Genomic DNA, 26,458 nt, shown 5'->3' with positions numbered 1-26,458 from the left:
CCGACCAGGGCCGGGATGCTCAGGGGAGCACGATGACGCGCCCGGGCCTCGTGGCACGGGTGCTCATCGACTCACCGCTGCCGCAGCTCGACCATCTCTTCGACTACAGCGTCCCGGCCGAACTGGCCGCGGACGCCGCGCCCGGGGTGCGGGTCAGGGTGCCGTTCCGGTCGTCCGGCCGGGTGGTCGACGGCTACCTGGTCGAGCTCGTCGACGCGGCGTTGCCGGGCCTGACCGACGCCGGCCACGCCGACGCGGAGTTCCACGGCACCCTCAGCCCCATCGAGGCGGTCGTGTCCCCGGCCCGGGTGCTCACGCCCGAGGTCTGGAAGCTCGCCCGGCGGATCGCCGACCGCTCCGCGGGGAACGCGAGCGACGTCATCCGCCTGGCCTGTCCTCCGCGGCAGGTGCGGGTGGAGAAGGCGTGGCTGGCGGCGCAGGCGGCGGAACCGGCGATCCAGGCGCAGGCGAACCAGGCGCAGGCGAACCCGCGGCAGGACGAACCCGCGGTACCCACGCCTGGCTTGTCCGAGGCGCGCTTCTCCGAATACGGCGCCGGGGTGCTCGAAGACGCCATCGCGAAGCGCCGCCGCCTCGCGATGGCCGCCGTGCCGTTCCCGGTCGCGCTGCCGGCCGGCCCGTCGATCGGGCACTGGGCGAAGACCCTGGCCGAACTGGCCGTCGAGACGCTCGAGGCCGGGCGGACCGCCATCCTGGTCGTGCCGGACTACCGCGACCAGGACCAGGTGCAGGCTGCCCTCGACGTGCTCGCCCCGGCGGGCTCGGTCAGCCGGGTGGATGCCCGCCAGCCGAACCCCGACCGCTACCGCAGCTTCCTGGCCTGCCTCGGCCCCGAGCCGCGGATCATCCTCGGTAACCGCTCCGCCGCGTACGCGCCGGCGGCCGACCTGGGGCTCCTGGCGCTCTGGGACGACGGCGACCCGCTGCACTCCGAGCCGCTCAGCCCGTACGCGCACTCCCGGGACGCCGCCCTCGTGCGGCAGGAGCAGTCCGGCTGCGCCCTCGTCCTGCTCGGCCACTCGCGCAGTGTCGAGGTCCAGCGCCTGGTCGAACTGGGCTGGCTGGCCGAGGTGCACCCGGCGACGAGCCGGCACCCCGAGGTCACCCCGACCGAGTTCCAGGCAGCCGACGACCAGTTCGCGCGGGCCGCGCGTGTCCCGTCCGCGGCCTGGCACACGGCCAGGCAGGCCCTGAAGGCGGGCCCCGTGCTCGTCCAGGTCGCCAGCCCCGGCTACGCCCCCATGCTCGCCTGCCAGGGCTGCAAGAAGGCGGCCAGGTGCACGCGGTGCCAGGGTCCGCTCGGCCTCGCCTCCGCCGGCGGGACCCCGTCCTGCCGCTGGTGCGGCGCCCTCGCCGCGGACTGGAGCTGCGTGCACTGTGCGGGCCGGACCTTCCGGGTCGCCACGGTCGGCGCCGGCCGAACCGCCGAGGACCTCGGCCGGGCCTTTCCCGGCGTGCGGATCATCATCGCCGACGGCGACCACCCCATCCAGCAGGTCGGCGCCGAACCGGCGTTGGTGATCGCGACCAGGGGGGCGGAGCCGATCGCCGCCGGGGGCTACCGGGCGATCCTGCTGCTCGACGGCCAACGGATGCTCGGCCGCGAGTCCCTCCGGGTCGGCGAAGACTGCCTGCGCTGGTGGTGCAATGCCGCCGCCCTCGCCGCGCCCGGCGCCGCCGTGATGCTCGCCGAGGTCGGCGGAACGCTCGCCCGGGCCATGAGCACGTGGCAGCCGGAATCCTTCGCCGCCGCCGAACTGGCCGACCGCCGGCAGCTCCGGTTCCCGCCGGCGGTCCGGGTCGCCTCGGTCAGCGGAACCGAGGCCGACGTGGAGGCCGCCCTGGCCGACCTGGCCGAGATCCCGCACGTCGACGTGCTCGGTCCGGTCGGCATGGAGGCGCCGCTGGTGCGCGCGGTCGTGCGCTTCGCCTACGGCAGCGGCGACCAGGTGGCCGCGGCGCTCAAGGCCCAGGTGGTGCGGAATGCCGCGAGGCGACGCCGGCCGAAGGGCGCGGCCTTCCGGGCTGCGCCTACACTCAGAGTACGATTCGACGACCCGGAGCTGCTCTAAATGAAACTCGTCTTTGCGGGCACCCCGCAGGTCGCCGTCCCCAGCCTGACCGCCCTGGCCGACTCCGGGCACGAGGTCGCCGCCGTGATCACGCGAGAGGATGCCCCGCTCGGCCGCAAACGCGTGCTCACCCCTTCGCCGACCGCCGTCGCCGCCGCAGCCCTCGGCATCCCGCTGATCAAGGCCAACCGGCTGGGCGACGCCGCCACCGCCGAAATCACGGCCCTCCGGCCCGACCTCGGCGTGATCGTGGCCTACGGCGGCCTGGTGCGAGAACCGCTTTTGTCGGTGCCCCGTCTCGGCTGGATCAACCTGCACTTCTCCCTGCTGCCGCGCTGGCGCGGGGCCGCCCCCGTGCAACGCGCCCTGATGGCCGGGGACGAGACAACCGGCGCCGTCGTTTTCCAGCTCGTGCGGGAGCTCGACGCCGGGCCCGTTTTCGGGACGCTGACCGAGCAGATCGGCCGCCACGCGACATCCGGAAGCCTGCTCGAGTCCCTGAGCTTCAGCGGCGCCCGGCTGCTGCTGGGCGTCGTGGACGAGCTCGCCGCCGGAACCGCGTCGGCGAGCAAGCAGCACGGCGAGGTCACCCTCGCCCCCAAACTGACCCTCGAGGACGCGCACATCGACTGGTCGGCTCCGGCGACCGCGGTGTACAACCGCGTGCGCGGGGTGACACCGGAGCCTGGTGCGTTCACCGTCGTGAACGACGCTCGGCTGAAACTCCTCGCGGTCGCGCCCGGCTACGGCGCCCCGCCGCAAACGGCCGGCGTGATTCGCGAGATCGACAAGCACGTGCTGGTGGGAACGGGGACGGAGCCGATCGAGCTCATCACCGTGCAGCCGGCGGGAAAGACGGCAATGAAGGCAATCGACTGGTGGCGTGGCGTGGCGGCGAACGAGGTGGTCGCCTCATGAGCGAGGACCGCCGCCCCGAGCGCCCTCGGGCGCAGGCCGGGTTCGTGCAGCCCGCCCGGCGTGTGGCCTACGAGGTCATCGCCGCGGTGCGCGAGTCCGACGCCTACGCCAACCTGCTGCTGCCGACCCGGATCAAGCGGGCGGCGCTGAACACCGCCGATGCGGCGCTGGCCACCGAGTTGACCTACGGAACCCTGCGCATGCAGGGCTTCTACGACCGGGTGATCGCCGAGGCCGCCGGCCGGCCCGTCACCGCGATCGACCCGGCCATCCTCGACGTGCTCCGCCTCGGCGCACACCAGCTCCTCGCCACCCGGGTCGCCACCCACGCCGCCGTCAACGAGTCCGTCGAGCAGGCCCGCCAGGTCGGATCCCGCGCCGCGACCGGCTTCTGCAACGGCGTGCTGCGCACCATCTCCCGCACCAGCGTCGAAGAATGGCGCGAACGCATCCTCGCCCAGGCGACGAGCACGGATGACCGCCTGGCCGCCGAGTACTCACACCCGGCCTGGGTGGTCCGCGCGTTCCGGCAGTCGCTGAAGGCCGAGGGCCGGGAGTCCGAGCTCGAGGAACTGCTGGACGCCGACAACGCGCCGCCGCGGGTGAACATGGTGGCGCTGCCCGGCCTGACAACGGCGGAGGAGACCGAGGGACTCGGCCGCCCCGACGACTACTCGCCGACCGGCTTCGTGCTGGCCGGGGGAGACCCCGTCCACATCATGAACGACCACGACGGCCGCATCCGGGTACAGGACGAGGGCTCCCAACTGGCCGCCCTCGCCCTCAGCCGGGCACGCCCGGTGCGGCCGGGCGAGCGCTGGCTCGACCTCTGCGCCGGCCCCGGCGGCAAGGCGGCCCTGCTGGCGGCCGAGGCGATCGCCGGGGGCGCCGAACTTGTCGCCAACGAGCTGGTCCCGGCCAGGGCGACCCTGGTCCGGAAGGCCCTGAAGGCGGTGCCGGCGAGCGTGCCCGTCTGGGAGCAGGACGGCACGGCGTTCGCCCAGACGCACCCGGAAACCTTCGACCGCATCCTCCTCGACGCGCCCTGCACGGGCCTCGGCGCCCTGCGGCGCCGGCCCGAAGCCCGCTGGCGCAAGCAGCCCAGGGACGTCGCCGAGCTCTCCGACCTGCAGTCGGGCCTGATCGAGGCTGCGCTCGGCGCGCTGAAGCCGGGCGGCGTCCTCGCCTACGTGACCTGCTCGCCGCACACCGCCGAGACCCGCGGGATCGTGGCGACCGCCCTGAAGAAGTCAGCGGGCACGGTCAGGGCGCTCGATACGGCCGCCGTCGTGCAGGGCCTGAGCCGTTCGCCGCTCGACCTCGCCGGCGACGCGACGAGCGTGCAGCTCTGGCCGCACCGGCACGGGACCGACGCGATGTTCATCACCCTGCTGGAGCGCACCGCCTGAGCCGACCCGCCAGAGCCGACCCGCCGTCCTCCGCCGAACCGTGAGTTTGGCACCTTCCCGAGCGCCGCGAAGGTGCCGAACTCACGGTTCGGCGAGGGGGGAGCGTGGGTGGATGGGGATCGGGGGATGGGTGGATAGGGTTTAGGCATGCCGACACGGATCAATCCGAGCATTCTCGCCGCCGACTTCGCCAACCTCGAACGGGAACTCGGGCGCATCGCGTCCGCCGACCTTGTGCATGTGGACATCATGGACAACCATTTCGTGCCGAACCTCACGTTCGGCCCGCCCGTGGTCGAGCGGCTGCTGCAGGTGTCGCCGCTCCCGTTCGACGTGCACCTGATGATCGAGGACCCCGAGCGCTGGGCGCCGGGCTACGCGGAGGCCGGCGCCTTCTCGGTGACCTTCCACGCCGAAGCGAGCACCGACCCGGTCGCCCTCGCCCGGCGCCTGCGCTCGATCGGCGCCCGCGCCGGGATCGCCCTGAAGCCGGGGACGGACGTGGAGCCGTACCTCGAGCTGCTGCCCGAATTCGACCAGGTGCTGGTGATGACCGTCGAACCGGGCTTCGGCGGCCAAAGCTTCATGGCCTCGACGATGCCCAAGCTCGGCCGGCTCGCGGATGCCGTGCGCTCCAGCGGCCTGGACGTCTGGCTGCAGGTCGACGGCGGGATCACCGAGGAGACCATCGTGATCGCCGCCGAGGCCGGCGCCAACACCTTCGTGGCCGGCTCCAGCGTCTTCAACGCCGCGGACCCGGCCGAACAGATCGCCCGCCTCCGGGCCGCGGCGGACGAACACACCCACGCGCACTAGTAACCTGTAAGGGTGAAGACTTTCGACGACCTCTTCGCTGAGCTGAGCGACAAGGCACTGACCAGGCCCGAGGGTTCTGGGACGGTGCGTGAGCTGGATGCCGGCGTCCATGCCATTGGCAAGAAGATCGTCGAGGAAGCGGCCGAAGTCTGGATGGCGGCCGAATTCCAGAGCGACGACGAAACCGCCGAAGAAATCTCGCAGCTGCTCTACCACCTGCAAGTGCTCATGCTGGCCAAGGGTCTCTCCCCGGCCGACGTCTACCGACATCTGTGACATCGACAGCCGTGACGCTGATCCCCGCCACCTCGATGACGACGTCGACCCACCCCGCCGCTGAACTGCGCAAAGAGAGTGCAACCATGCTGAGAATTGCCGTGCCCAACAAGGGCTCGTTGTCCGAAACCGCCGCCCAAATGCTCCTCGAGGCCGGCTACAACGGGCGCCGCGACCCCCGCGACCTCGTCGTCGCCGACCCGCGCAACGGGGTCGAGTTCTTCTACCTCCGCCCGCGCGACATCGCCACCTACGTCGGCTCGGGCGCCCTCGACGTCGGCATCACCGGCCGGGACCTCCTGCTCGACTCGCACTCCCCGGCACGCGAGATCGCCAGCCTCGACTTCGGCGATTCCACCTTCCGCTTCGCCGGCCCAGCCGGCCGGTTCCGGCAGCTCTCCGATATGACCGGCCTCCGCGTCGCCACGAGCTACCCGGGCCTGGTCGAGAAGTTCCTGGCCACCCACGACGTCAGCGTCGATCTGGTCACCCTCGACGGCGCCGTCGAGTCCGCCGTGCAGCTGGGCGTCGCGGATGCCGTCGCCGACGTCGTCTCCACCGGGTCGACCCTGCGCAAGGCCGGCCTCGAGATCTTCGGCCCGGTCATCCTCGAATCCACCGCCGTCCTGATCAGTTCCGAAAACGAGAAGCCGGGCATCGAGACCCTGCTCCGCCGGCTGCAGGGCGTGCTCGTGGCCCGCCAGTACGTGCTCGTCGACTACGACGTCCCCGTCGACAAGCTGGACGCGGCCTGCCAGCTCGCCACCGGCATCGAGTCGCCGACGGTCTCCTCGCTCCGCGACCCGGACTGGGTCGCCGTGCGCGTGATGATCCCGCGGGTCGACACCAACCACGTGATGGACGAGCTGTACGCGCTCGGCGCCAGGGCCATCCTCGTCACCACCATCCACAACGCCCGCCTGTAACGGGGTTCCGGTGGAGAATATGACTGTGGAGCCCAAACCATGACCCTGTCGGTCCGTGTCATCCCCTGCCTCGACGTGGCCAACGGCCGCGTCGTCAAGGGCGTCAATTTCCAGAACCTGCGGGATGCCGGCGACCCGGTCGAGCTTGCCCGCCGGTACTACGAGCAGGGCGCCGACGAGCTCACCTTCCTCGACGTCACCGCGACCGTCGACAACCGGTCGACCACCTACGACGTCGTGCGCGCCACGGCCGAGCAGGTGTTCATCCCGCTGACGGTCGGCGGCGGCATCCGCAGCGTCGAAGACGTGTCCCGGCTGCAGGCGAACGGGGCCGACAAGGTCGGCATCAACAGCGCCGCAATCGCCCGCCCCGCGCTGATCGCCGAAATCGCCGACCGGTTCGGCTCCCAGGTGCTCGTGCTCTCGCTCGACGTGAAACGCAGCGAGCGCACCGAGTCCGGCTTCGTCGTCACGACCCACGGCGGCCGCACCGAGACCGATCTGGATGCCCTGGCCTGGGCCCGCACCGCCATCGGCCTCGGCGCCGGCGAACTGCTCGTCAACTCGATGGACGCCGACGGCACCCGGCAGGGCTTCGACCTGGAACTGATCACCCTCATGCGTGAGCTGAGCACCGTTCCGCTCATCGCCTCCGGCGGGGCCGGCCGGCTCGAACACTTCCCGCCCGCCATCACGGCCGGGGCGGACGCCGTGCTCGCGGCCTCCGTCTTCCACAGTGGCGAACTGACGATAGGCGACGTGAAGCGCGAGCTCGCGGACGCCGGAATGCTGGTGCGCTGATGAGCCCGCTGATGACCGCAGAGGCCGGCCTCGAGAAGGCCGTCTTCAACACCGACGGCCTGCTGCCGGCCGTGATCCAGCAGTGGGACACGCGCGAGGTGCTCATGCTCGGCTGGATGGACCGGGAGGCGCTCCGGCGCACGCTCACCGAGGGCCGGGTCACGTTCTGGTCCCGCAGCCGCCAGGAGTACTGGCGCAAGGGCGACACCTCCGGCCACGCGCAGTACGTGCGCTCGGCCGCCCTCGACTGCGACGCGGACACCCTCCTCGTCACGGTCGAACAGATCGGCGTCGCCTGCCACACCGGCACGCGCACCTGCTTCGACGGACGCGGCCTCGACGTACTCGTCGCGTCGCCCGGAGACGCCGCCCCGGGGTCTACGGAATGAGTTCCAGCGGCACCACCACCCTCGTCCGGTTCGCCGAGCTCACCGCCGACCACCGGGTGATCCCGGTCATGCGCGAGCTGTTCGCCGACGGGGAGACGCCCGTGGGGATCTTCCGCAAGCTGGCCGACGGCCGGCCGGGCAGCTTCCTGCTCGAATCGGCGGAGCAGGGCGGCATCTGGTCGCGGTTCTCCTTCGTCGGGGTGTCCTCGTTCGGCGTGCTCACGCAGCAAGGCGAGGAATCGCACTGGCTCGACTACGGCCTGTCGGAGGAACGCGCCCTCGGCGACGCGGCCGGCCTCGGCCCGCTGGCGGCCCTGGCGCACCTCTACGAACGGTGGCAGACCCCGCGGCTGCCGGACCACCCGCCGCTCACCGGCGGCCTCGTCGGTTTCATCGGCTGGGAAGCCATCCGGCAGATCGAAAGGCTGCCCGACCAGCCCCCGGCCGACTATGAGGTGCCCGGCCAGGCGTTCAGCTTCGTCGCCGACCTCGTCGTGATCGACCACAAGTTCGGCACGGTCCAGCTGATCGCCAACGTGCTGAACGACGGCCAGGAGACCGGCACCGAACTGTGGGCCGGCGCGCAGGACCGCCTCGACTCGCTGCAGGCCCGCCTGGCCCAGCCGGCCGAGGCCTGGCTCGCCGAGGTCGACCTGACCACCCTGCCCAACCCGACGCACCGCACGGAACGGGCCGACTTCCTCGCCTCCGTCGAGACGGCCAAGCAGCACATCCGGGACGGCGACGTCTTCCAGGTCGTCATCTCGCAGCGGTTCGACCAGGAGTGCAGCGCGCATCCGATCGACGTGTACCGGGTGCTGCGCAGCCTCAACCCGAGCCCCTACATGTACCTGCTCAGCCTGCTCTCGCCCGCCGGCGAGCCCTATTGGATCGTCGGCTCCTCGCCGGAGGCGCTCGTGAAGGTGCAGAACGACCGCGTGTTCACGCACCCGATCGCGGGCTCGAAGCCGCGCGGCGCCACGCCGGAGGAGGACGCCGACCTCGAGGCCGAACTCGCCGCCGACGCGAAGGAGGGCGCCGAACACCTCATGCTCGTCGACCTCGCCCGGAACGACCTGCTCAAGGTCTGCGCCCCCGGGTCGGTCGAGGTGACCGAGTTCATGCGGGTCGAGCGCTTCAGCCACATCATGCACCTCGTGTCGTCGGTCGAGGGCAACCTGCTGCCGACGAAGACGGCCCTGGATGTCTTCCGGGCGACGTTCCCGGCCGGCACGCTCTCCGGCGCCCCCAAGCCGCGCGCGCTGGAAATCATCGACTCGCTCGAACCCGCCCAGCGCGGCGTCTACGGGGGAGTGGTCGGCTATTTCGGCTTCGCCGGCGACGCCGACCTGGCCATCGCCATCCGCACCGCCCTGATCATGGACGGGGTGGCCCGGGTGCAGGCCGGCGGCGGCCTCGTCGCCGACTCGGACCCGGCGTCCGAGTACCAGGAGTCGCAGAACAAGGCCGCCGCGCCGCTCCGCGCGGTCGCCGTGGCCAACGCGATGACGCGGGTCTCCTGATGCCCAGCGGCCGGCGCCTGAAACTCGGGCTCATCCTCGGCGTGCTCGCGGCCAGCGGGCTCGCTCTCCTCGCCTGGACCCAGGTCTGGATCCAGGCCGACGTCCAGGCGAGCGGCTCCGCCCGGGAACACCTCGAGGTAACCGGGTCGACCGCCTCGCCGGCGCTGACGGCACTCGCGCTGGCCGGCCTAGCCCTCGGCGCCGCGCTGACCATCGCCGGCCCGGTCATCCGGGTGGTCCTGGGCCTGCTCGAGGTCCTCCTCGGCCTCTCCGTCTTCCTCGGCGGCTTCCTCGCCGTCAGCGACCCCGCCAGGGCCGCCGCCGCGGCGGTCACGGATGCCACCGGGATCTCCGGCAGGGAATCGATCGCGGTCGCACTCGTCGATCCGAGCGTGACCGCCTGGCCGTTCGTCGCCCTGGCCGCGGGGGTCCTCATGGCCCTGCTCGGCGCGGGAATCGTCGCCACGGCGAGGCGCTGGCCCGGCCCGACGACGCGCTACCAGAGCGTCCGCCTCGAGCCCGTGCGTGCCGCCGGCACCGACGGTACCGGCGAGGCGCCGCCCCGGGACGCCGTCGACGACTGGGACGAACTGAGCCGCGGGGACGACCCGACCACCGGGCAGTCGCACTGACCACCCGGCATCCGCCGGGCCGCTAGACTTGTTTTAGCCGGAAGCGCAGCACCATCCGCGCGAGTGTCACCACCCCACCACGAACGCATAAGAGGAGAACCATGAGCTTCGAGTCGGACCCCGGTCACGGCCATTCGACGGCGGCGTGGACCGCTGTCACGATCATGCTGCTCGCCTTCACCATCGGGACCGTCGCGTTCTTCCTCGAGCTGGAGTGGCTCGTCTGGGCCTCGGTCGCGCTCCTGCTCGTCGGCGCCGCCGTGGGTTGGATCATGGCGAAGGTCGGCCACGGCGTCGGCGGCTCCAAATCCGCCTCCGAGAGTCATTGACCGAGTGCTGACCGAGCTCCTGGCAGGTGCCGTCGCCGACGCCGAAGCGCGCCGGGCCGTCCGTCCGTCCGTCGAGGTCGAGGCAGCGGCCCTCGCCCGCGCCCCGGCGATAGACGCCCTCGCCGCCCTCGCGCCGGCCGACCGCGTCAAGATCATCGCCGAGGTGAAGCGTGCCAGCCCCTCCAGGGGCCAGCTCGCCGAGATCCCCGATCCGGCCGCCCTCGCCGTGTCGTACGAGTTCGGCGGGGCCAGCGCGATCAGCGTCCTCACCGAAGGCCGGCGATTCAAGGGGTCGCTGGACGACCTCGAGCAGGTGCGGGCCGCCGTGAGCATCCCGGTCCTTCGCAAGGACTTCATCGGTGACCCGTACCAGGTCTTCGAGGCCAGGGCCGCCGGTGCCGACCTCGTCCTGCTGATCGTCGCCGCCCTGGACCAGGGCACCCTCCAGTCCCTGCACGACCTCGTTCGCGAACTCGGCATGACCGCCCTGGTCGAAACGCACAGCGCCGACGAGGTGCACCGGGCGCTGGACATCGGCGCGAGCCTCGTCGGGGTGAACGCCCGAAACCTGTCGACCTTCGAACTCGACCAGGACCTGTTCGGCACCCTCGCCGACCGCATCCCGTCCGGCGTGGTCCGCGTCGCCGAATCCGCCGTGAAGACCGCGGCGGATGTCGCCCACTACCGCGCGGCCGGCGCCGACGTCGTCCTCGTCGGCGAAGCGCTCGTCACGAGCGACCCCATCCGTACCCTCACCGAGTTCCTGGCGGTTTAATACATGTCCTTACGCACAGAATCCGGCCCCTACTTCGGCGAGTTCGGCGGCCGCTGGGTGCCCGAGTCGCTCATGGCCGCGCTCGACGAGCTCAGCGCCGAATACGCCCTCGCCCGCGAAGACCCGGCGTTCGCCGCGGAGCTGGCCGAACTGCACCGCAGCTACACCGGCCGGCCGTCGATCATCACCGAGGTGCCGCGCTTCGCCGCCCACGCCGGCGGCGCCCGCATCATCCTCAAGCGGGAAGACCTCAACCACACCGGGTCGCACAAGATCAACAACGTGCTCGGCCAGGCCCTGCTCACGAAGCGGATCGGCAAGACCCGGGTGATCGCGGAAACCGGCGCCGGCCAGCACGGCGTGGCCACGGCCACCGCCGCCGCCCTGTTCGGCCTCGACTGCGTCGTCTACATGGGCGAGGTCGACACCGAACGGCAGGCCCTGAACGTGGCCCGGATGCGCCTCCTCGGCGCGGAGGTCGTCGCGGTCAAGTCCGGCTCCCGCACTCTCAAGGACGCCATCAACGACGCCATGCGCGACTGGGTGACCAACGTCGGCAACACCAACTACATCTTCGGCACGGTCGCCGGGCCGCACCCGTTCCCGGCCATGGTGCGCGACTTCCAGAAGATCATCGGCGAGGAGGCCCGCCAGCAGGTCCTCGACCTCACCGGCGGCCTGCCCGACGCCGTCACAGCCTGCGTCGGCGGCGGCTCCAACGCCATGGGCATCTTCCACGCGTTCCTCGACGACGCGGAGGTTGCCCTATACGGCTACGAAGCGGCCGGGGACGGCGTCGACACGCCCCGGCACGCCGCCACCATCACCAAGGGCAGCCCGGGCGTGCTGCACGGGGCGCGCAGCCTCCTGCTGCAGGACGAGGACGGCCAGACCGTCGAGTCGCACTCCATCTCGGCGGGCCTCGACTACCCGGGCGTCGGGCCGGAGCACGCCTGGCTGGCCTCCATCGGCCGCGCCACCTACCTGCCCGTCACCGACGCGCAGGCGATGGACGCGCTGCGCCTGCTCAGCCGCACGGAGGGCATCATCCCCGCCATCGAATCGGCGCACGCCCTCGCCGGCACGCTCGAACTGGGCCGGGAACTCGGCCCAGGCGCGACCATCCTGGTCAACCTGAGCGGGCGCGGTGACAAGGACATGGAGACCGCCGGCCGGTACTTCGACCTCCTCGACGCCGGGGCGGCCCAGTCATGAGCGGCGCCGGAACCGGCACACGGTCGGTCGAGCAGACCATCGCCCTCCGCCGGGAGGCCGGCAGTGGCGCCCTGATCGGGTACCTGCCGGTCGGCTTCCCGACGCTGACCGAGAGCATCGACGCCGCGGTGGCGATCGTCCGGAACGGCGTCGACATCCTCGAACTCGGACTGCCCTACTCCGACCCGGTCATGGACGGCCCGGTCATCCAGGCCGCCACCCAGGAGGCCCTCGCCGGCGGATTCCGGCTGCGCCACGGCTTCGAGGCCGTCAGGGCGATCACCGCACAGGTCGACGCGCCGGTGCTCGTGATGACCTACTGGAACCCGGTCGTGCAGTACGGCGTCGATCGTTTCGCCGACGACCTGCTCGCCGCCGGCGGCGCCGGCCTGATCACCCCCGACCTGATCCCCGACGAAGCGTCCGAGTGGCTGGCAGCCAGCGAACGAACCGGCCTCGACCGGGTCTTCCTGGCCGCGCCGTCGTCATCCGACGCCCGGCTCGCCCAGACCGTCGCCGCGAGCCGAGGGTTCGTCTACGCCGTCTCCACGATGGGGATCACCGGGGCCAGGGCCGACGTCGACGCTGCCGCCCGCATCCTCGTCGACCGGCTGCGCGCGGCCGGTTCGACCAGCACCTGCGTCGGAGTCGGGATTTCCACCCCGGAGCAGGTGCGCGAGATCCTCGGTTACGCCGACGGCGCGATCGTGGGCTCCGCCCTGGTCAAGGCGCTGGCAGACGGGGGAGTCGACGCCGTCGCCGCCCTGGCGAAGCGGCTCTCCACAGGAACGCGGGACCTCCGGCCCGCCAACTAGGCTAAATTGACCGAGGCGGACGCCAGTCCGCCCCCGAGTGACGCATGCGCCACGATGAAAGGCTGTACACCAGTGTTTATGCCCCTGAGCATCCCGAGCCCCGAGTGGAGCTTCTTCGACCTCGGCCCGTTCCGCATCCACGCCTACGCGCTGTGCATCCTCGCCGGCATCATCGCCGCCACCATCCTGACCTCGCGGCGCCTCACCAGGCGCGGCGGGGAGCCGGGCGTCGTGCTCGACATCATCCTCTGGGCGGTGCCGCTGGGCATCATCGGGGCCCGGATCTACCACGTGCTCACCCACCCGGGTGATTACTTCTACGAGGGCGCCAACCTCTGGGACGTGTTCGCCATCTGGAAGGGCGGCAACGCCATCTTCGGGTCGCTGATCGGCGGCGCCGTCGGCGCGTACATCGGCTGCCGCCTGTCCGGTATCCGCTTCTGGGCGTTCCTGGACGCCGTCGCCCCCGGAATGCTCCTCGCCCAGGCGATGGGCCGCCTCGGCAACTGGTTCAACCACGAACTGTTCGGCCTGCCGACCACCCTGCCGTGGGGGCTCGAGATCGAATCGACCAACGCCGCCTACCCGCTCGGCCTGCCGCCGGGAACCCTGTTCCACCCCACGTTCCTCTACGAGATCATCTGGAACCTCGCCGGCGTGGCCGTCATCATCCTGCTCGAGCGCCGGATCAACCTGCGCTGGGGCAAGGCCTTCGGCGTGTACCTGATCTGGTACGGCCTTGGACGCAGCGTCTTCGAGAGCATCCGCGTCGATCCGAGCGAGCTCATCCTCGGGCTGCGCACGAACGTGTGGGCCTCGATCGCCGCCGTCGTGCTGGGAATCGCCATCATCCTCGTGCAGCGGCACCGCCACACCGGCGTCCCGCTCTCGGTCTATGTGCCGGGACGCGAATGGAAGCGCGCGGGCGCTGATGTAGAATCTGACGACATCGATTTTGACTCAGAGGATCACGGCGACGAAGCCGGCGAACCCATCGAATCGGGTGACGTCGCCGCCACAAGCAAACGCGACTCACCTCCCCAGGCCCGGTAACCCCTCCACGCGGTCCACGGCCGGTCCCGGCATGACGGGCCGGCGTGCAAGTCACACCTACCAGCGGGCCAAAGTCGTCCCTACTTGCCAGTCATTTCGTGAGGACGGTCCCATGGCCCAGACATCACCCTTTTCCCGCTTCGGCAGCCCGCCCGAGCCGCAGGGCCTGTACAACCCCGCCGAAGAACGCGACGCCTGCGGCCTCGCGATGGTCGCCACGCTGCGCGGCACGGCCGGACACGACATCATCACCCTGGCCCTGGACGCCCTGCGCAACCTCGAGCACCGCGGAGCCGTGGGCTCGGACGCCGGAACCGGCGACGGCGCCGGCATCATCACCCAAATCCCGGATGACTTCCTGCGCGAGGTCGCCGACTTCGCCCTGCCCCCGGCCGGCCGCTACGCGGTGGGCAACGTCTTCCTGCCCACCGACCCGACGCTCCGCAGCAGGATCAAGCGGGAGATCGCCCGCATCGCCCAGGAGGAGAACCTCACCATCCTCGGCTGGCGTGAGGTCCCCGTGCGCCCGGACGAGGTCGGCAACCTGGCCCGCGCGGCGATGCCCGCCATCCAGCAGCTGTACGTGCAGAGCGCCCGCACCACCGAATCCGGCGAGAGCATCGGCGGGATCGACCTGGACCGCCAGGCCGTGCGCCTGCGGAAACGCGCCGAACGCGAGCTCGAGATCTACTTCGCCTCCCTGTCCTGCCGCACGCTCGTCTACAAGGGCATGGTCACGACGCTGCAGCTCGAGCCGTTCTACCCTGACCTCTCCGACCCGCGCTTCGTCTCGAAGCTCGCGCTCGTGCACTCCCGCTACTCCACCAACACCTTCCCCTCCTGGCCGCTGGCCCAGCCGTTCCGGATGATCGCGCACAACGGCGAGATCAACACGGTGCAGGGCAACCGCAACTGGATGAGCGCCCGCCAGTCGCAGCTCCAGTCCGAGCTGCTCGGCGACCTCGCGCCGCTCCTGCCGATCGTCACGCCCGGGGGCAGCGACTCCGCCTCCTTCGACGAGGTCGTCGAACTGCTCAGCCTGTCCGGCCGCTCGCTGCCGCACGCCGTCATGATGATGGTTCCCGAGGCCTGGGAGAACCAGACCGACCTCGACGAGGAGCGCCGGGCGTTCTACGAGTACCACTCGATGTCGATGGAACCGTGGGACGGCCCCGCCGCGATCGTCTTCACCGACGGCTCCCTCGTCGGCGCCACCCTCGACCGCAACGGGCTCCGCCCCGGTCGGTACCTGATCACCGATGACGGCCTCGTGGTGCTCGCCAGCGAAATCGGCGTGCTCGACATCGACCCGGCCCGGATCGTGCGCAAGGGGCGCCTCCGCCCCGGCAAGATGTTCCTCGTCGACACCGAGGCCGGCCGGCTGATCGAGGACGACGAGATCAAGTCGGAACTGGCCGGCAGCGAGCCGTGGGGACAGTGGCTGGACGCGGGCCGGATCAACCTCAAGGACCTTCCCGACCGGGAGCACATCGTGCACCCGCCGGCATCCGTCGTTCGGCGCCAGCGCACCTTCGGCTACACCGAGGAAGAGGTGCGGATCCTGCTCGCGCCGATGGCGCGCACCGGCGCCGAGCCGCTCGGCGCGATGGGCTCCGACACGCCCATCGCGGTGCTGAGCGAACGCCCGCGCCTGCTCTTCGACTACTTCACCCAGCAGTTCGCCCAGGTGACCAACCCGCCGCTGGACTCCATCCGCGAAGCCGTCGTCACCTCCCTGAAACTGGGGCTGGGGCCCGAGCGCAACCTCCTGGCCGCCGGACCGGAGCACGCCCGGCAGGTCGTGCTCGACTTCCCGGTGATCGACAACGACGAGCTGGCGAAGATCCAGCACATCGACACCTCGCCGGGCAGCCGGACCACGACGACGATCCGCGGGCTCTACCGCTTCGACGACGGCCCGGACGCCCTGGCGGCGCGGATCGCCGAGATGTGCGCCGAGGTCGACGAGGCCATCGAAGACGGCGCCCACTTCATCGTTCTCTCCGACCGCGACTCGAACAAGGACCTCGCGCCGATTCCGTCGCTGCTGATGATCGCCGGTGTGCACCACCACCTGATCAGGGCGCAGAACCGGATGAAGGTCGGCATCGTCGTCGAGGCCGGCGACGTGCGCGAGGTGCACCACATCGCGCTGTTGATCGGTTACGGGGCCTCCGCGGTCAACCCGTACCTCGCGATGGAGACCTGCGAAGACCTCGTGCGCAGCGGGTTCATCACCACCGTCACGCCCGAGAAGGCCGTGCGCAACGTGATCACCGCGCTGGGCAAGGGCGTGCTCAAGATCATGTCCAAGATGGGCATCTCCACCGTCTCCTCCTACGCCGGCGCGCAGGCCTTCGAAGCGGTCGGCCTGAGCCAGGCGTTCATCGACCAGTACTTCACCGGCACGACCAGCAAGCTCGGCGGCGTCGGCATCGACGTCATCGCGGCCGAGAACGAACGCCGCCACGCCCTGGCCTACCCGGAGGACGCCGCCGTCACCGCGCACGAACGACTGGCCACCGGCGGCGAATACCAGTGGCGCCGGGACGGCTCGCCGCACCTCTTCAACCCGGAAACCATCTTCCGCCTGCAGCACTCCACCCGCACGCGCCGCTACGACATCTTCCGCGAGTACACGAAGCTCGTCGACGACCAGGCGGAGAACCTGATGACGCTGCGCGGGATGTTCGCCCTGAACACCGGGCAGCGCCGGGCCGTCCCGCTGGACGAGGTCGAGTCGGTCGAGTCGATCGTGAAGCGGTTCTCCACCGGCGCGATGAGCTACGGCTCCATCTCGCAGGAGGCCCACGAGACCCTCGCCATCGCCATGAACCGGCTGGGCGGCAAGTCCAACACCGGCGAGGGCGGCGAGGACCTCGATCGACTGCTCGACCCCGAGCGCCGCAGCGCGGTGAAACAGGTGGCCTCCGGTCGGTTCGGCGTCACGAGCATGTACCTGACCCACGCCGACGACATCCAGATCAAGCTGGCGCAGGGCGCCAAGCCCGGCGAGGGCGGCCAGCTGCCGCCCACCAAGGTCTACCCGTGGATCGCCCGCACCCGGCACGCCACCGCCGGCGTCGGCCTGATCTCCCCGCCCCCGCACCACGACATCTACTCCATCGAGGACCTCAAGCAGCTGATCTTCGACCTCAAGCGGGCGAACCCGAAGGCGCGCATCCACACCAAGCTGGTCAGCCAGTCCGGCATCGGCGCGGTCGCGGCGGGAGTCGCGAAGGCGCTCTCGGACGTGATCCTCGTCTCCGGGCACGACGGCGGAACCGGCGCCAGCCCGCTCAACTCGCTCAAGCACGCCGGCACGCCCTGGGAACTCGGCCTGGCCGAAACCCAGCAGACGCTCATGCTCAACGGCATGCGCGATCGCGTCGTGCTGCAGGTCGACGGCCAGCTGAAGACCGGCCGGGACGTCATCGTCGGCGCGCTCCTCGGCGCCGAGGAGTTCGGTTTCGCCACCGCCCCGCTCGTGGTCGAGGGCTGCATCATGATGCGGGTCTGCCACCTGGACACCTGCCCGGTCGGCGTCGCCACGCAAAACCCGGAACTGCGCAAGCGCTTCACCGGCAAGGCCGACTACGTCGTCAACTTCTTCGAGTTCATCGCGCAGGAGGTGCGGGAGTACCTCGCCGAACTCGGATTCCGCAGCCTCGAGGAGGCCGTCGGCCACCGTGAGCTGCTCGACATGAACGGCGCGCTGCGGCACTGGAAGGCGTCCGGGCTCGATCTGGCGCCCATCCTGATCGGTCCGGACTTCCCGGACTCCGAGCCGCGCCAGTCCGGCCGGCCGCAGGAACACGAACTGGAACTGCACTTCGACAACGAACTGATCCGCCGGAGCGCGAGCGTGCTCGAACACGGCGGCCACGTGGAGATCGAACTGCCGATCCGCAACACCGAACGGGCCGTCGGCACCATGCTCGGCCACGAGGTCACCCTCCGGCACGGCGAAAACGGGCTGCCGTCAGGATCCATCGACGTCACCCTGACCGGCTCGGCCGGCCAGTCGTTCGGCGCCTTCCTGCCCAGCGGCATCACCCTCCGGCTCGAGGGCGACTCGAACGACTACGTCGGCAAGGGCCTCTCCGGCGGCCAGATCACCGTCCGCCCCGACCGGGCCAGCGTGTTCCCGGCCGAGGAGAACGTGATCGCCGGCAACGTCATCGGCTACGGCGCGACCCAGGGCAGCATGTTCATCCGCGGGATCGTGGGGGAGCGCTTCCTGGTCCGCAACTCCGGGGCCACCGCGGTCGTCGAGGGTGTCGGCGACCACGCCCTCGAATACATGACCGGCGGCCTGGCGGTCATCCTCGGCGGCACCGGGCGCAACCTCGGAGCCGGCATGTCCGGCGGCACCGCGTACGTGCACGGCCTCCGCACCGAGATGGTCAACCGTGAGGCCCTCGACTCCGGCGAGCTCGTGCTGATGCCTCTCGGCGGCGCCGACCAGGAAATCGTGCGGGACCTGCTCGAGCAGCACCGCGACCAGACCGACTCGGAGCTGGCCGTCCGGCTCCTGGCCGATCTCGAAAACACCATGTCGACGTTCGTCAAGGTTCTGCCGCGCGATTACGCGGCCGTCCTGGAAACCAGGCAAAACGCCGTGGACGAAGGCCTCGACCCCGACGGCGACGTGGTCTGGAACCGCATTTTGGAGGCAACCAATGGCTGACCCGAAGGGTTTCCTGAAGACCACGGAACGGGAGCTGCCCGCGCGGCGCCCCGTGTCCGTGCGCCTGATGGACTGGAAAGAGGTCTACGAGCAGGGTGACGCGGCCGTGCTGAAGCGCCAGGCCGGGCGCTGCATGGACTGCGGCGTGCCGTTCTGCCACCAGGGCTGCCCGCTGGGCAACCTGATCCCGGAGTGGAACGACCTCGTCTGGCGGGACGAGGGGCGCCAGGCGATCGAGCGCCTGCACTCCACCAACAACTTCCCCGAGTTCACCGGCCGGCTCTGCCCGGCACCGTGCGAATCCTCCTGCGTGCTGAGCATCAACCAGCCCGCGGTGACGATCAAACAGGTCGAGGTGTCGATCATCGACCAGGCGTTCGCCAGCGGCTGGGTCCAGCCGCAGCCGCCGGGTCGCCTGACCGGCAAGACGGTCGCCGTCGTCGGCTCCGGGCCGGCCGGCCTGGCCGCCGCGCAGCAGCTCACCCGCGCCGGCCACACGGTCGCCGTCTACGAACGCGACGACCGCATCGGCGGGCTGCTGCGTTACGGCATCCCGGACTTCAAGATGGAGAAGAAGCACCTCGAGCTCCGCCTGGCCCAGATGACCGCGGAGGGCACCCGGTTCCGCGCCGGCGTGAACATCGGCGTCGACATCACCTGGGATGCGCTCCGCACCCGGTACGACGCCGTCGTGATCGCCACCGGCGCGCTCGTCCCGCGCGACCTGGCCATCCCGGGGCGCGACCTGCCCGGCGTGCACTTCGCGATGGAATACCTCGTGCAGCAGAACAGGGTCGGCGCGGGCGACACCGTCGACTCGCAGATCGACGCGGCCGGCAAGCATGTCGTCGTGCTCGGCGGCGGCGACACCGGGGCGGACTGCATCGGGACGGCGCACCGCCAGCTCGCGGCATCCGTCACCAACCTGGCCATCGGCCGCCAGCCCGGCGACGCCCGCCCCGACCACCAGCCGTGGCCGATGTCGCCGACCCTGTTCGAGGTCTCGAGCGCCCATGAAGAGGGCGGCACGAGGCAGTTCCTCGCGTCGACGGTCGAGTTCCTGGCCAACGACGCCGGCGAGGTCCGGGCCATCCGGGTCGCCGAGACCGAGTACATGGACGGCCGCCGCGTGCCCAAGGCCGGGACGGAGCGGGAGATCCCCGCCGACCTCGTTCTCCTCGCGCTCGGCTTCACCGGCCCCGAATCGCAGGAGCTGAGCCACCAGCTCGAACTGCCGTTCGACGAACGCGGAGCCGTGGAACGCGACGGGGACTACCAGACAAGCCACGAGGGCATCTTCGTGGCCGGCGACGCGGGCCGCGGCCAGTCGCTCATCGTCTGGGCGATCGCGGAAGGGCGCGCGGCCGCTGCGGCCGTCGACCGTTTCCTCGAAGGCGAAACCCAGCTGCCGTCGCCGGTCAAACCGACCGACCGGCCCTTCGCCCTCTAACTAGACGTCCCCCAGGGGATGTAACTTACGCAAGTCCCAATGCGCCACCAGCGCGGAAATCGGAGCCCCACCAGTATGAGACGCGCTAAAATCGTCGCCACCCTCGGGCCGGCAGCATCCAGCTACGAGCAGATCCGGGCGATCATCGACGCGGGCGTCGACGTCTGCCGGATGAACCTGAGCCACGGCACCTACGACGTCCACGAGGGCATCTACGCCAACGTCCGCAAGGCCGCCAACGACTCCGGCCGCGCCGTTGCCGTGATGGTCGACCTGCAGGGCCCGAAGATCCGGCTCGGCAAGTTCGAGGGCGGCCCCTACGAGCTCGCCGTGGGCGACATCTTCAAGATCACCACCCAGGACGTGCTGGGCACGAAGGAACTCTCCGGCACGACCTACAAGGGCCTTCCCCTCGACGTGAAGGCGGGCGACTTCCTGCTGATCGACGACGGCAAGGTCAAGGTCCAGGTCGAGGCGACCGACGGCATCGTCGTCACCACCCGCGTGATCGTGGCCGGCCCGGTCTCGAACAACAAGGGCATCAACCTGCCCGGCGTGGCCGTCAACGTCCCGGCGCTGTCCGAGAAGGACGAAGCCGACCTCCGCTGGGGCCTGCGCCTCGGCGCCGACCTGATCGCCCTGTCGTTCGTGCGCGACGCCGCCGACGTCACCCGGGTGCATAACATCATGGCCGAAGAGGGCCGCCGCGTCCCGGTGATCGCGAAGATCGAGAAGCCCCAGGCCGTCGACAACCTCGAAGAGATCATCGACGCCTTCGACGCCATCATGGTCGCCCGCGGCGACCTGGGCGTCGAGCTGCCGCTCGAGGCAGTCCCGATCGTGCAGAAGCGGGCCGTCGAGATCGCCCGGCGCATGGCCAAACCCGTCATCGTCGCCACCCAGATGCTCGAGTCGATGATCCACGCGCCGGTACCCACCCGCGCGGAGACCTCCGACGTCGCCAACGCCGTGCTCGACGGCGCGGACGCCGTCATGCTCAGCGGGGAGACCAGCGTCGGCGAGTACCCCGTCGTCACGGTGCAGACCATGGCCCGGATCATCGTCTCGACCGAGGAGCACGGCCTGGAGCGCATCCAGCCGCTGACGAACAAGCCGCGCACCCAGGGCGGCGCGATCACCCTCGCCGCCATCGAGGTCGCCGAATTCGTCGAGGCCAAGTACCTCTGCATCTTCACCGAGTCGGGCGACTCGGCCCGGCGGATGTCCCGCCTGCGGTCGAAGATCCCGATGCTGGCCTTCACGCCCGAGCCCGGCATCCGCCGTCGCCTGGCGCTGACCTGGGGCATCCAGACCTACCTGGTCGACCGGGTGACCCACACGGACTCGATGTTCAGCCAGGTCGACGACATCCTGCTCGGTGAGGGCCTCGCCGAGATCGGCGACACGGTCGTGGTCATCTCCGGTTCCCCTCCCGGAATCGTCGGCTCCACGAACGACATCCGCGTGCACCGCGTCGGTGACGCCCACAACGAGGTCGCCCCGGCGTACGCCCGCAACTAGCGTTCGTCCGGCGCGTGGTTGGCCCCGCGCGCGGCTGAGTTGCGGAAAAAGCACCTTCGATTCGCGCGGGAAGGTACTTTGTCCGCGACTCAGCTGGTGTCAACGTAGGGTGGGGCGCATGCCTGCCTCCGATTACGTCTCACACCTGCGTCGCCACATCGGGCACGACCTCGTGCTCCTGCCGGGCGTGACGGCCGCCGTCTTCGACGACGCCGGACGCCTGCTGCTCGCCCGGCACGTCGCCGGCGACAAGTGGGGATTCATCGGCGGCGGCATCGAACCGTTCGAGGAACCGCTGGATGCCGTGCGCCGGGAACTCATGGAGGAAACCGGCGCCGACGGGCACGTGCTCGGGGTCGTCGGCAGTTACGGCGGCCGACGGCTGGCCACGACGTGCCCGAACGGCGACCGGGTGTCGTACGTCACGACCGTCTACGCCTGCCGGCTGAACTCCGGCGTGCAGTGGCTCGAGCAGGACGAGGTTTCGCAGCTGGGCTGGTTCACCAGGGCGGAGATCTCCGAGCTGGACCGGTTCGAGTGGATCGACGACGTGGCCGACGACGCGTTCGCCTGGTGGGCGGGTCACGACGTTCACCCCGCGCGGGGCTGAGTTGCGGAGAAAGTACCTTCAATTCGCACGGGAAGGTACTTTGTCCGCGACTCAGCGGGTGTCCCGCGGTGGGTGTGCGCGAGCGGCAACAATCAGGGTGTCAGTGGTACCGGTGGTGGGACTCGAACCCACACGTCCTTTCGAACAAAGCATTTTGAGTGCTCCGCGTCTGCCATTCCGCCACACCGGCTCACAACACCTGCCCCAGAATACCGTAGGCTTTTGGCTGTGACCGACCAAGAGACTCCCCCCACTCCTCCCCGCCGCGTTGTCGTTGCGGAGGATGAATCCCTCATCCGTCTCGACATCGTCGAAATTCTCCGTGACAACGGCTTCGAGGTGGTCGGCGAAGCCGGCGACGGGGAGACCGCCGTGGCCCTGGCCATGGAGCTCAGGCCCGACCTGGTCATCATGGACGTGAAGATGCCCCACCTCGACGGCATCTCGGCCGCCGAGCGCATCACCAAGGCGCACATCGCCCCGGTCGTGCTGCTGACCGCGTTCAGCCAGAAGGAGCTCGTCGAACGGGCGACCGAGGCCGGCGCGCTCGCCTACGTGGTGAAGCCGTTCACCCCCAACGACCTGCTGCCCGCGATCGAGATCGCCCTCTCGCGCTACAGCCAGATCATCACCCTCGAGGCCGAGGTCGCCGACCTGGTCGAGCGCTTCGAGACCCGCAAGCTCGTCGACCGGGCCAAGGGCCTGCTCAACGAGAAAATGGGCCTCACCGAACCCGAGGCGTTCCGCTGGATCCAGAAGGCATCGATGGACCGGCGCCTCACCATGCACGACGTCGCCCAGGCGATCATCGAGCAACTCTCCGCCAAAAAGTAGCGAAGCCAGGCAGCGAAACCAGGAAGCAGCGAAGTTCAGACGAAGCGGGGCCGGGGAGAACCCCGGCCCCGCTGTCGTTCGGCTGCGCGCGGTCAGGCCTCCGTCGGCAGGTCCTTGATCAGGTTCGTGATGCGGATGGTCGAGCACCGGCGGCCCCGATCGTCGGTCACCACGATCTCGTGCGTGGTGAGCGTGCGGCCCAGGTGGATCGCCGTGCACACCCCGGTCACGTAGCCGGAGGTCGCCGAGCCCGTGTGGGTGGCGTTGATCTCGATGCCGACCGCGAGCTTCCCCGGGCCGGCGTGCAGGTTCGCCGCCATCGAACCGAGGGACTCACCGAGCACGACGTATGCCCCGCCATGCATGAGCATCGCCGGCTGCGTGTTGCCCTCCACCGGCATCCGTGCCACGGCCCGCTGGACGGTGAATTCAACAAACTCGATGCCCATCTTCTCGGCGAGGGCTCCCGCGCCGCGCTCCTGCACCCACGCGAGCGAATCCTGGGTCTGATTGATCATGTTCACCTTTGATTGCTGGCCCGGCCGGGTCCGAGGACGCTTGTAGGCTGGGAGTGTGTTGGACTCCGAAAAGCCTACCCTCATGATCATTGACGGCCATTCCCTGGCGTTCCGAGCGTTCCATGCCCTGCCGCTGGACAGTTTCCAAACCCATGACGGGCAGCACACCAATGCCATTCACGGGTTCCTGTCGATGCTGCTCAGCCTGCTGCGCAACGAGAAGCCCACCCACATCGCCGTCGCCTTCGACATCTCCCGGGCCTCGTTCCGCACGCGGGTGTACCCCGAGTACAAGGGCACCCGGGCCGGGACGCCGTCGGAGTTCATCGGCCAGGTGCCCCTGCTCGAGCAGGCCCTCGCCGCGATGAACATCACCACCCTCACCAAAGAGGACTACGAGGCCGACGACATCCTCGCGACCCTGTCTGTGCGCGGCACCGCCGAGGGCTACCACGTGCTCGTCGTCTCCGGCGACCGGGACACCATCCAGCTGGTCAACGAGAACGTGACCCTGCTCTACCCCGCGAGCCAGGGCGTCTCGGCGCTGACCCGGTACGACCCGGCGCGGGTGCGCGAGAAGTACGGCATCGACCCGGGCCAGTATCCGGATGTCGCCGCCCTCGTCGGCGAGACCAGCGACAACCTGATCGGCATCTCCAAGGTCGGCGAGAAGACGGCCGTGAAGTGGCTGGGCCTCTACGGCAGCCTGGACGGCATCCTCGAACACGCCGACGAGATCAAGGGCGTCGTCGGCAACAATCTGCGCGAGCAGAAGGAAAACGCGATCCGAAACCGCCGGCTCAACCACCTCATCACCGACCTCGACCTGCCGGTCGAGCTCCCCGACCTCGCCCGCGCACCGATCAACGAACCCGCCGTCAGGGACGTCTTCGGTCGCCTCGAGTTCAAAAACCTGCTCGAACGCGTGATCAAACTCGAGGGCGGGGACGCCGCGTCCGGCGGTGCCGCGATCGTGACCGCCCCGGCGGAACTGCGCTCCGACGCGCCGGCCGCCCCGCGCGCGCGCGACCTGCTCGACGAGGAACTCGCCGCCTGGATCACCCGCTCCACCGCGGCCTGCCCGGACGGGCTGGGCCTGACCGTGGAGGTGCAGGACGGCAAGGCGATCGGCTTCGGCCTGTCCAGCAAGACGGAGGCGCTCAACCTGCCCTGGCAGCCTGACCGCACCGACTACGCGCCCTTCGAGGCCTGGTTGGCCGGCGACGCGCCGAAGATCATGCACGACGCCAAGAACCAGGTCAAGGCGCTCCAACGCAGCAAGCTGGCGTTCGGCGGGCTGACCGTCGACACGCTCGTCGCCGGCTGGCTGCTCCGCCCCGGAACCCCGGACAAGACCCTGTCCGACCTGGTCTCCCGGTACCTCGACGAGGTCCTCCCCGTGCACGACCCCAACCAACTGGTGCCGGACGAGACCGCCGACGGGGGAGTGCCGCAGCAGGCCTGGTACACGCTGCGCCTGGCGGCGGCCGTGCTGCCGCTGCTCGACCCGGGCTCGCACCGGGTCCTGACCGAGATCGAGATGCCGACTCTCCTGGTGCTGGCGGAGATGGAGCTGGCCGGGGTCGCCGTGTCCCACGACCAGCTGGCCGTGCTCTCCAGCGAACTGGGCGACAAGGCCGCCGGGCTCGCCGCGGCCGCGTACGCGGAGATCGGCCGCGAGGTGAACCTCGGCTCGCCCAAACAGCTGCAGGAGGTGCTCTTCGACCAGCTCGGCATGCCGCGCACCCGGGCGAACAAGACGGGCTTCACGACGGACGCCGGCGCCCTCGCCGACCTGCAGGCCAGCAACCCGCACCCATTCCTCGACCTCCTGCTCAAACACCGCGACGCCACCAAGCTGCGCCAGATCGTGGAGACGCTGGACAAGGCGATCGACGAGACCGGGCGCATCCACACCAACTACCTGCAGATCGGCACCGCGACCGGGCGGATCTCCTCGAACGACCCCAACCTGCAGAACATCCCGATCCGCACCGAGGAGGGACGCCGCATCCGGGCGGCATTCCAGGCAGGCGTCGGCGCGGAGTGCCTGCTCACCGCCGACTACTCGCAGATCGAGATGCGGATCATGGCGCACCTGTCCGGGGACCCCGGACTGATCGAGGCGTTCAACGCCGGCGAAGACCTGCACCGCTTCGTCGGTTCGCGGATTTTCGGCGTCGCGCCGGACGAGGTCAGCAACCAAATGCGCACCAAGGTGAAGGCCATGTCCTACGGCCTCGCTTACGGCCTGAGCGCCTTCGGGCTGTCCAGGCAGCTGCGGATCGAGACCAGCGAGGCGAAGCAGCTGATGACGGACTACTTCGCCCGGTTCGGCGCCGTGCGCGACTACCTCCGCCGTGTCGTCGAACAGGCGAAGATGGACGGCTACACCGAGACCATCTTCGGCCGTCGGCGTCCGTTCCCAGAGCTGCACAGCCCCAACCGGGTGCTCCGCGAGAACGCCGAGCGGGCCGCGCTGAACGCGCCGATCCAGGGTTCGGCGGCGGACATCCTGAAGATCGCGATGAACGGCATCGCCCGGGACATCGCCGACTCCGACATGGGCTCGCGGATGCTGCTCCAGGTGCACGACGAACTGGTCTTCGACGTGGCACCGGGCGAGTTCGAGGCGCTCCAGGCCGTGGTCACCCACCGCATGTCGACCGCGGCGGACCTGCTGGTCCCCCTGGACGTGCAGGTCGGCCGCGGCCAGAACTGGGATGACGCGGCGCACTAGGGGTCCGCGGCGCCCCCGCGAGGCGAGTGTCGCCGTTCGTGCCGAGAATACCCGGTACAGCGGCGACAGTCGGCGGAATCGGCGATTGTCGGCGGCAGTCGCCGGCCGCCCGGCGCGCGCTTTGT

At 70.2% G+C, this 26,458-nt stretch carries 22 protein-coding genes and 1 tRNA gene; 21 read left to right on the top strand and 2 right to left on the bottom strand.

The features are described from left to right. Positions 1-32: 32 nt before the first annotated feature. From E3O23_RS02165 to E3O23_RS02075, 19 genes are all read left to right on the top strand, one after another. Positions 33-2,093 (top strand): primosomal protein N' family DNA-binding protein, encoded by a 2,061-nt coding sequence (locus E3O23_RS02165; protein WP_134487643.1) that lies wholly within the window; start codon positions 33-35, stop codon positions 2,091-2,093. Then, entirely contained in the window at positions 2,094-3,011 is a 918-nt protein-coding gene (gene fmt, locus E3O23_RS02160; RefSeq protein WP_134487640.1) for a methionyl-tRNA formyltransferase, read from the top strand. Further along, positions 3,008-4,420 carry an RsmB/NOP family class I SAM-dependent RNA methyltransferase gene (locus tag E3O23_RS02155; protein ID WP_134487637.1) on the top strand — a complete coding sequence of 471 codons (1,413 nt, stop codon included), beginning with the start codon at positions 3,008-3,010 and terminating at the stop codon, positions 4,418-4,420. The genes fmt and E3O23_RS02155 overlap by 4 nt, the downstream gene beginning before the upstream one ends. Positions 4,421-4,567: 147 nt before the next feature. Further along, the gene (gene rpe / locus E3O23_RS02150; RefSeq protein WP_134487634.1) at positions 4,568-5,236 is read left to right on the top strand and encodes a ribulose-phosphate 3-epimerase; all 669 of its coding nucleotides are present in this window, start codon (positions 4,568-4,570) and stop codon (positions 5,234-5,236) included. 12 nt (positions 5,237-5,248) lie between these two features. Beyond that, a complete protein-coding gene (locus E3O23_RS02145; protein ID WP_134487631.1) occupies positions 5,249-5,512 on the top strand; it encodes a phosphoribosyl-ATP diphosphatase in 264 nt (87 codons plus the stop codon). An 86-nt stretch (positions 5,513-5,598) separates the two neighbouring features. Then, positions 5,599-6,438: an ATP phosphoribosyltransferase gene (gene hisG / locus E3O23_RS02140; protein ID WP_134487831.1), complete on the top strand. Its 840-nt coding sequence runs from the start codon at positions 5,599-5,601 to the stop codon at positions 6,436-6,438. Between the two features lie 39 nt (positions 6,439-6,477). Beyond that, positions 6,478-7,239 (top strand): imidazole glycerol phosphate synthase subunit HisF, encoded by a 762-nt coding sequence (hisF, locus tag E3O23_RS02135; protein WP_134487629.1) that lies wholly within the window; start codon positions 6,478-6,480, stop codon positions 7,237-7,239. An 11-nt stretch (positions 7,240-7,250) separates the two neighbouring features. Continuing rightward, positions 7,251-7,628: a phosphoribosyl-AMP cyclohydrolase gene (hisI, locus tag E3O23_RS02130; protein WP_134487626.1), complete on the top strand. Its 378-nt coding sequence runs from the start codon at positions 7,251-7,253 to the stop codon at positions 7,626-7,628. Beyond that, complete coding sequence (locus E3O23_RS02125) at positions 7,625-9,151, top strand: anthranilate synthase component I (RefSeq protein WP_134487623.1); 1,527 nt, start codon at positions 7,625-7,627, stop codon at positions 9,149-9,151. The genes hisI and E3O23_RS02125 overlap by 4 nt, the downstream gene beginning before the upstream one ends. Then, positions 9,151-9,783, top strand: a complete 633-nt coding sequence (locus E3O23_RS02120) for a Trp biosynthesis-associated membrane protein (RefSeq protein ID WP_134487620.1) — start codon at positions 9,151-9,153, stop codon at positions 9,781-9,783. Before E3O23_RS02125 ends, E3O23_RS02120 begins: the two co-directional genes overlap by 1 nt. A 101-nt stretch (positions 9,784-9,884) precedes the next feature. After that, complete coding sequence (locus tag E3O23_RS02115) at positions 9,885-10,112, top strand: DUF6704 family protein (protein WP_134487618.1); 228 nt, start codon at positions 9,885-9,887, stop codon at positions 10,110-10,112. 4 nt (positions 10,113-10,116) lie between these two features. Further along, a complete protein-coding gene (trpC, locus tag E3O23_RS02110; protein WP_134487615.1) occupies positions 10,117-10,887 on the top strand; it encodes an indole-3-glycerol phosphate synthase TrpC in 771 nt (256 codons plus the stop codon). 3 nt (positions 10,888-10,890) lie between these two features. Then, positions 10,891-12,102, top strand: coding sequence for a tryptophan synthase subunit beta (gene trpB, locus E3O23_RS02105; protein ID WP_134487612.1), 1,212 nt, complete (start codon positions 10,891-10,893; stop codon positions 12,100-12,102). Then, positions 12,099-12,917, top strand: coding sequence for a tryptophan synthase subunit alpha (gene trpA, locus E3O23_RS02100; protein WP_134487609.1), 819 nt, complete (start codon positions 12,099-12,101; stop codon positions 12,915-12,917). The genes trpB and trpA overlap by 4 nt, the downstream gene beginning before the upstream one ends. 78 nt (positions 12,918-12,995) lie before the next feature. Then, positions 12,996-13,970, top strand: coding sequence for a prolipoprotein diacylglyceryl transferase (gene lgt / locus E3O23_RS02095; protein WP_134487607.1), 975 nt, complete (start codon positions 12,996-12,998; stop codon positions 13,968-13,970). 112 nt (positions 13,971-14,082) lie between these two features. After that, positions 14,083-18,660 (top strand): glutamate synthase large subunit, encoded by a 4,578-nt coding sequence (gene gltB, locus E3O23_RS02090; RefSeq protein WP_134487604.1) that lies wholly within the window; start codon positions 14,083-14,085, stop codon positions 18,658-18,660. Then, a complete protein-coding gene (locus E3O23_RS02085) occupies positions 18,653-20,110 on the top strand; it encodes a glutamate synthase subunit beta (protein ID WP_134487601.1) in 1,458 nt (485 codons plus the stop codon). The genes gltB and E3O23_RS02085 overlap by 8 nt, the downstream gene beginning before the upstream one ends. A gap of 75 nt (positions 20,111-20,185) precedes the next feature. Beyond that, positions 20,186-21,631 (top strand): pyruvate kinase, encoded by a 1,446-nt coding sequence (gene pyk, locus E3O23_RS02080; RefSeq protein WP_134487579.1) that lies wholly within the window; start codon positions 20,186-20,188, stop codon positions 21,629-21,631. Positions 21,632-21,749: 118 nt separating this feature from the next. Next, entirely contained in the window at positions 21,750-22,241 is a 492-nt protein-coding gene (locus E3O23_RS02075; RefSeq protein WP_134487576.1) for an NUDIX domain-containing protein, read from the top strand. Between the two features lie 104 nt (positions 22,242-22,345). Here the strand turns inward: E3O23_RS02075 and E3O23_RS02070 are convergent. Then, a tRNA-Leu gene (locus E3O23_RS02070) sits at positions 22,346-22,431 on the bottom strand. A 38-nt stretch (positions 22,432-22,469) separates the two neighbouring features. Between E3O23_RS02070 and E3O23_RS02065 the strand changes: the two genes are divergently transcribed. Beyond that, positions 22,470-23,075 carry an ANTAR domain-containing response regulator gene (locus E3O23_RS02065; protein ID WP_092322006.1) on the top strand — a complete coding sequence of 202 codons (606 nt, stop codon included), beginning with the start codon at positions 22,470-22,472 and terminating at the stop codon, positions 23,073-23,075. A gap of 92 nt (positions 23,076-23,167) precedes the next feature. On the opposite strand, the gene E3O23_RS02060 is transcribed toward E3O23_RS02065, so the two are convergent. Beyond that, complete coding sequence (locus tag E3O23_RS02060) at positions 23,168-23,593, bottom strand: hotdog fold thioesterase (RefSeq protein ID WP_134487573.1); 426 nt, start codon at positions 23,591-23,593, stop codon at positions 23,168-23,170. An 82-nt stretch (positions 23,594-23,675) separates the two neighbouring features. Here E3O23_RS02060 and polA point away from each other — a divergent pair, with 82 nt between their 5' ends. Continuing rightward, entirely contained in the window at positions 23,676-26,333 is a 2,658-nt protein-coding gene (polA, locus tag E3O23_RS02055; RefSeq protein ID WP_241983280.1) for a DNA polymerase I, read from the top strand. Positions 26,334-26,458: the final 125 nt, after the last annotated feature.

Origin of the sequence: Cryobacterium tagatosivorans, from assembly GCF_004402215.1 — a bacterium.
Lineage (GTDB): Bacteria > Actinomycetota > Actinomycetes > Actinomycetales > Microbacteriaceae > Cryobacterium > Cryobacterium tagatosivorans.
The sequence above is the reverse complement of the archived record's forward strand: the minus strand, read 5'-3'. Positions and strand labels throughout refer to the sequence as shown.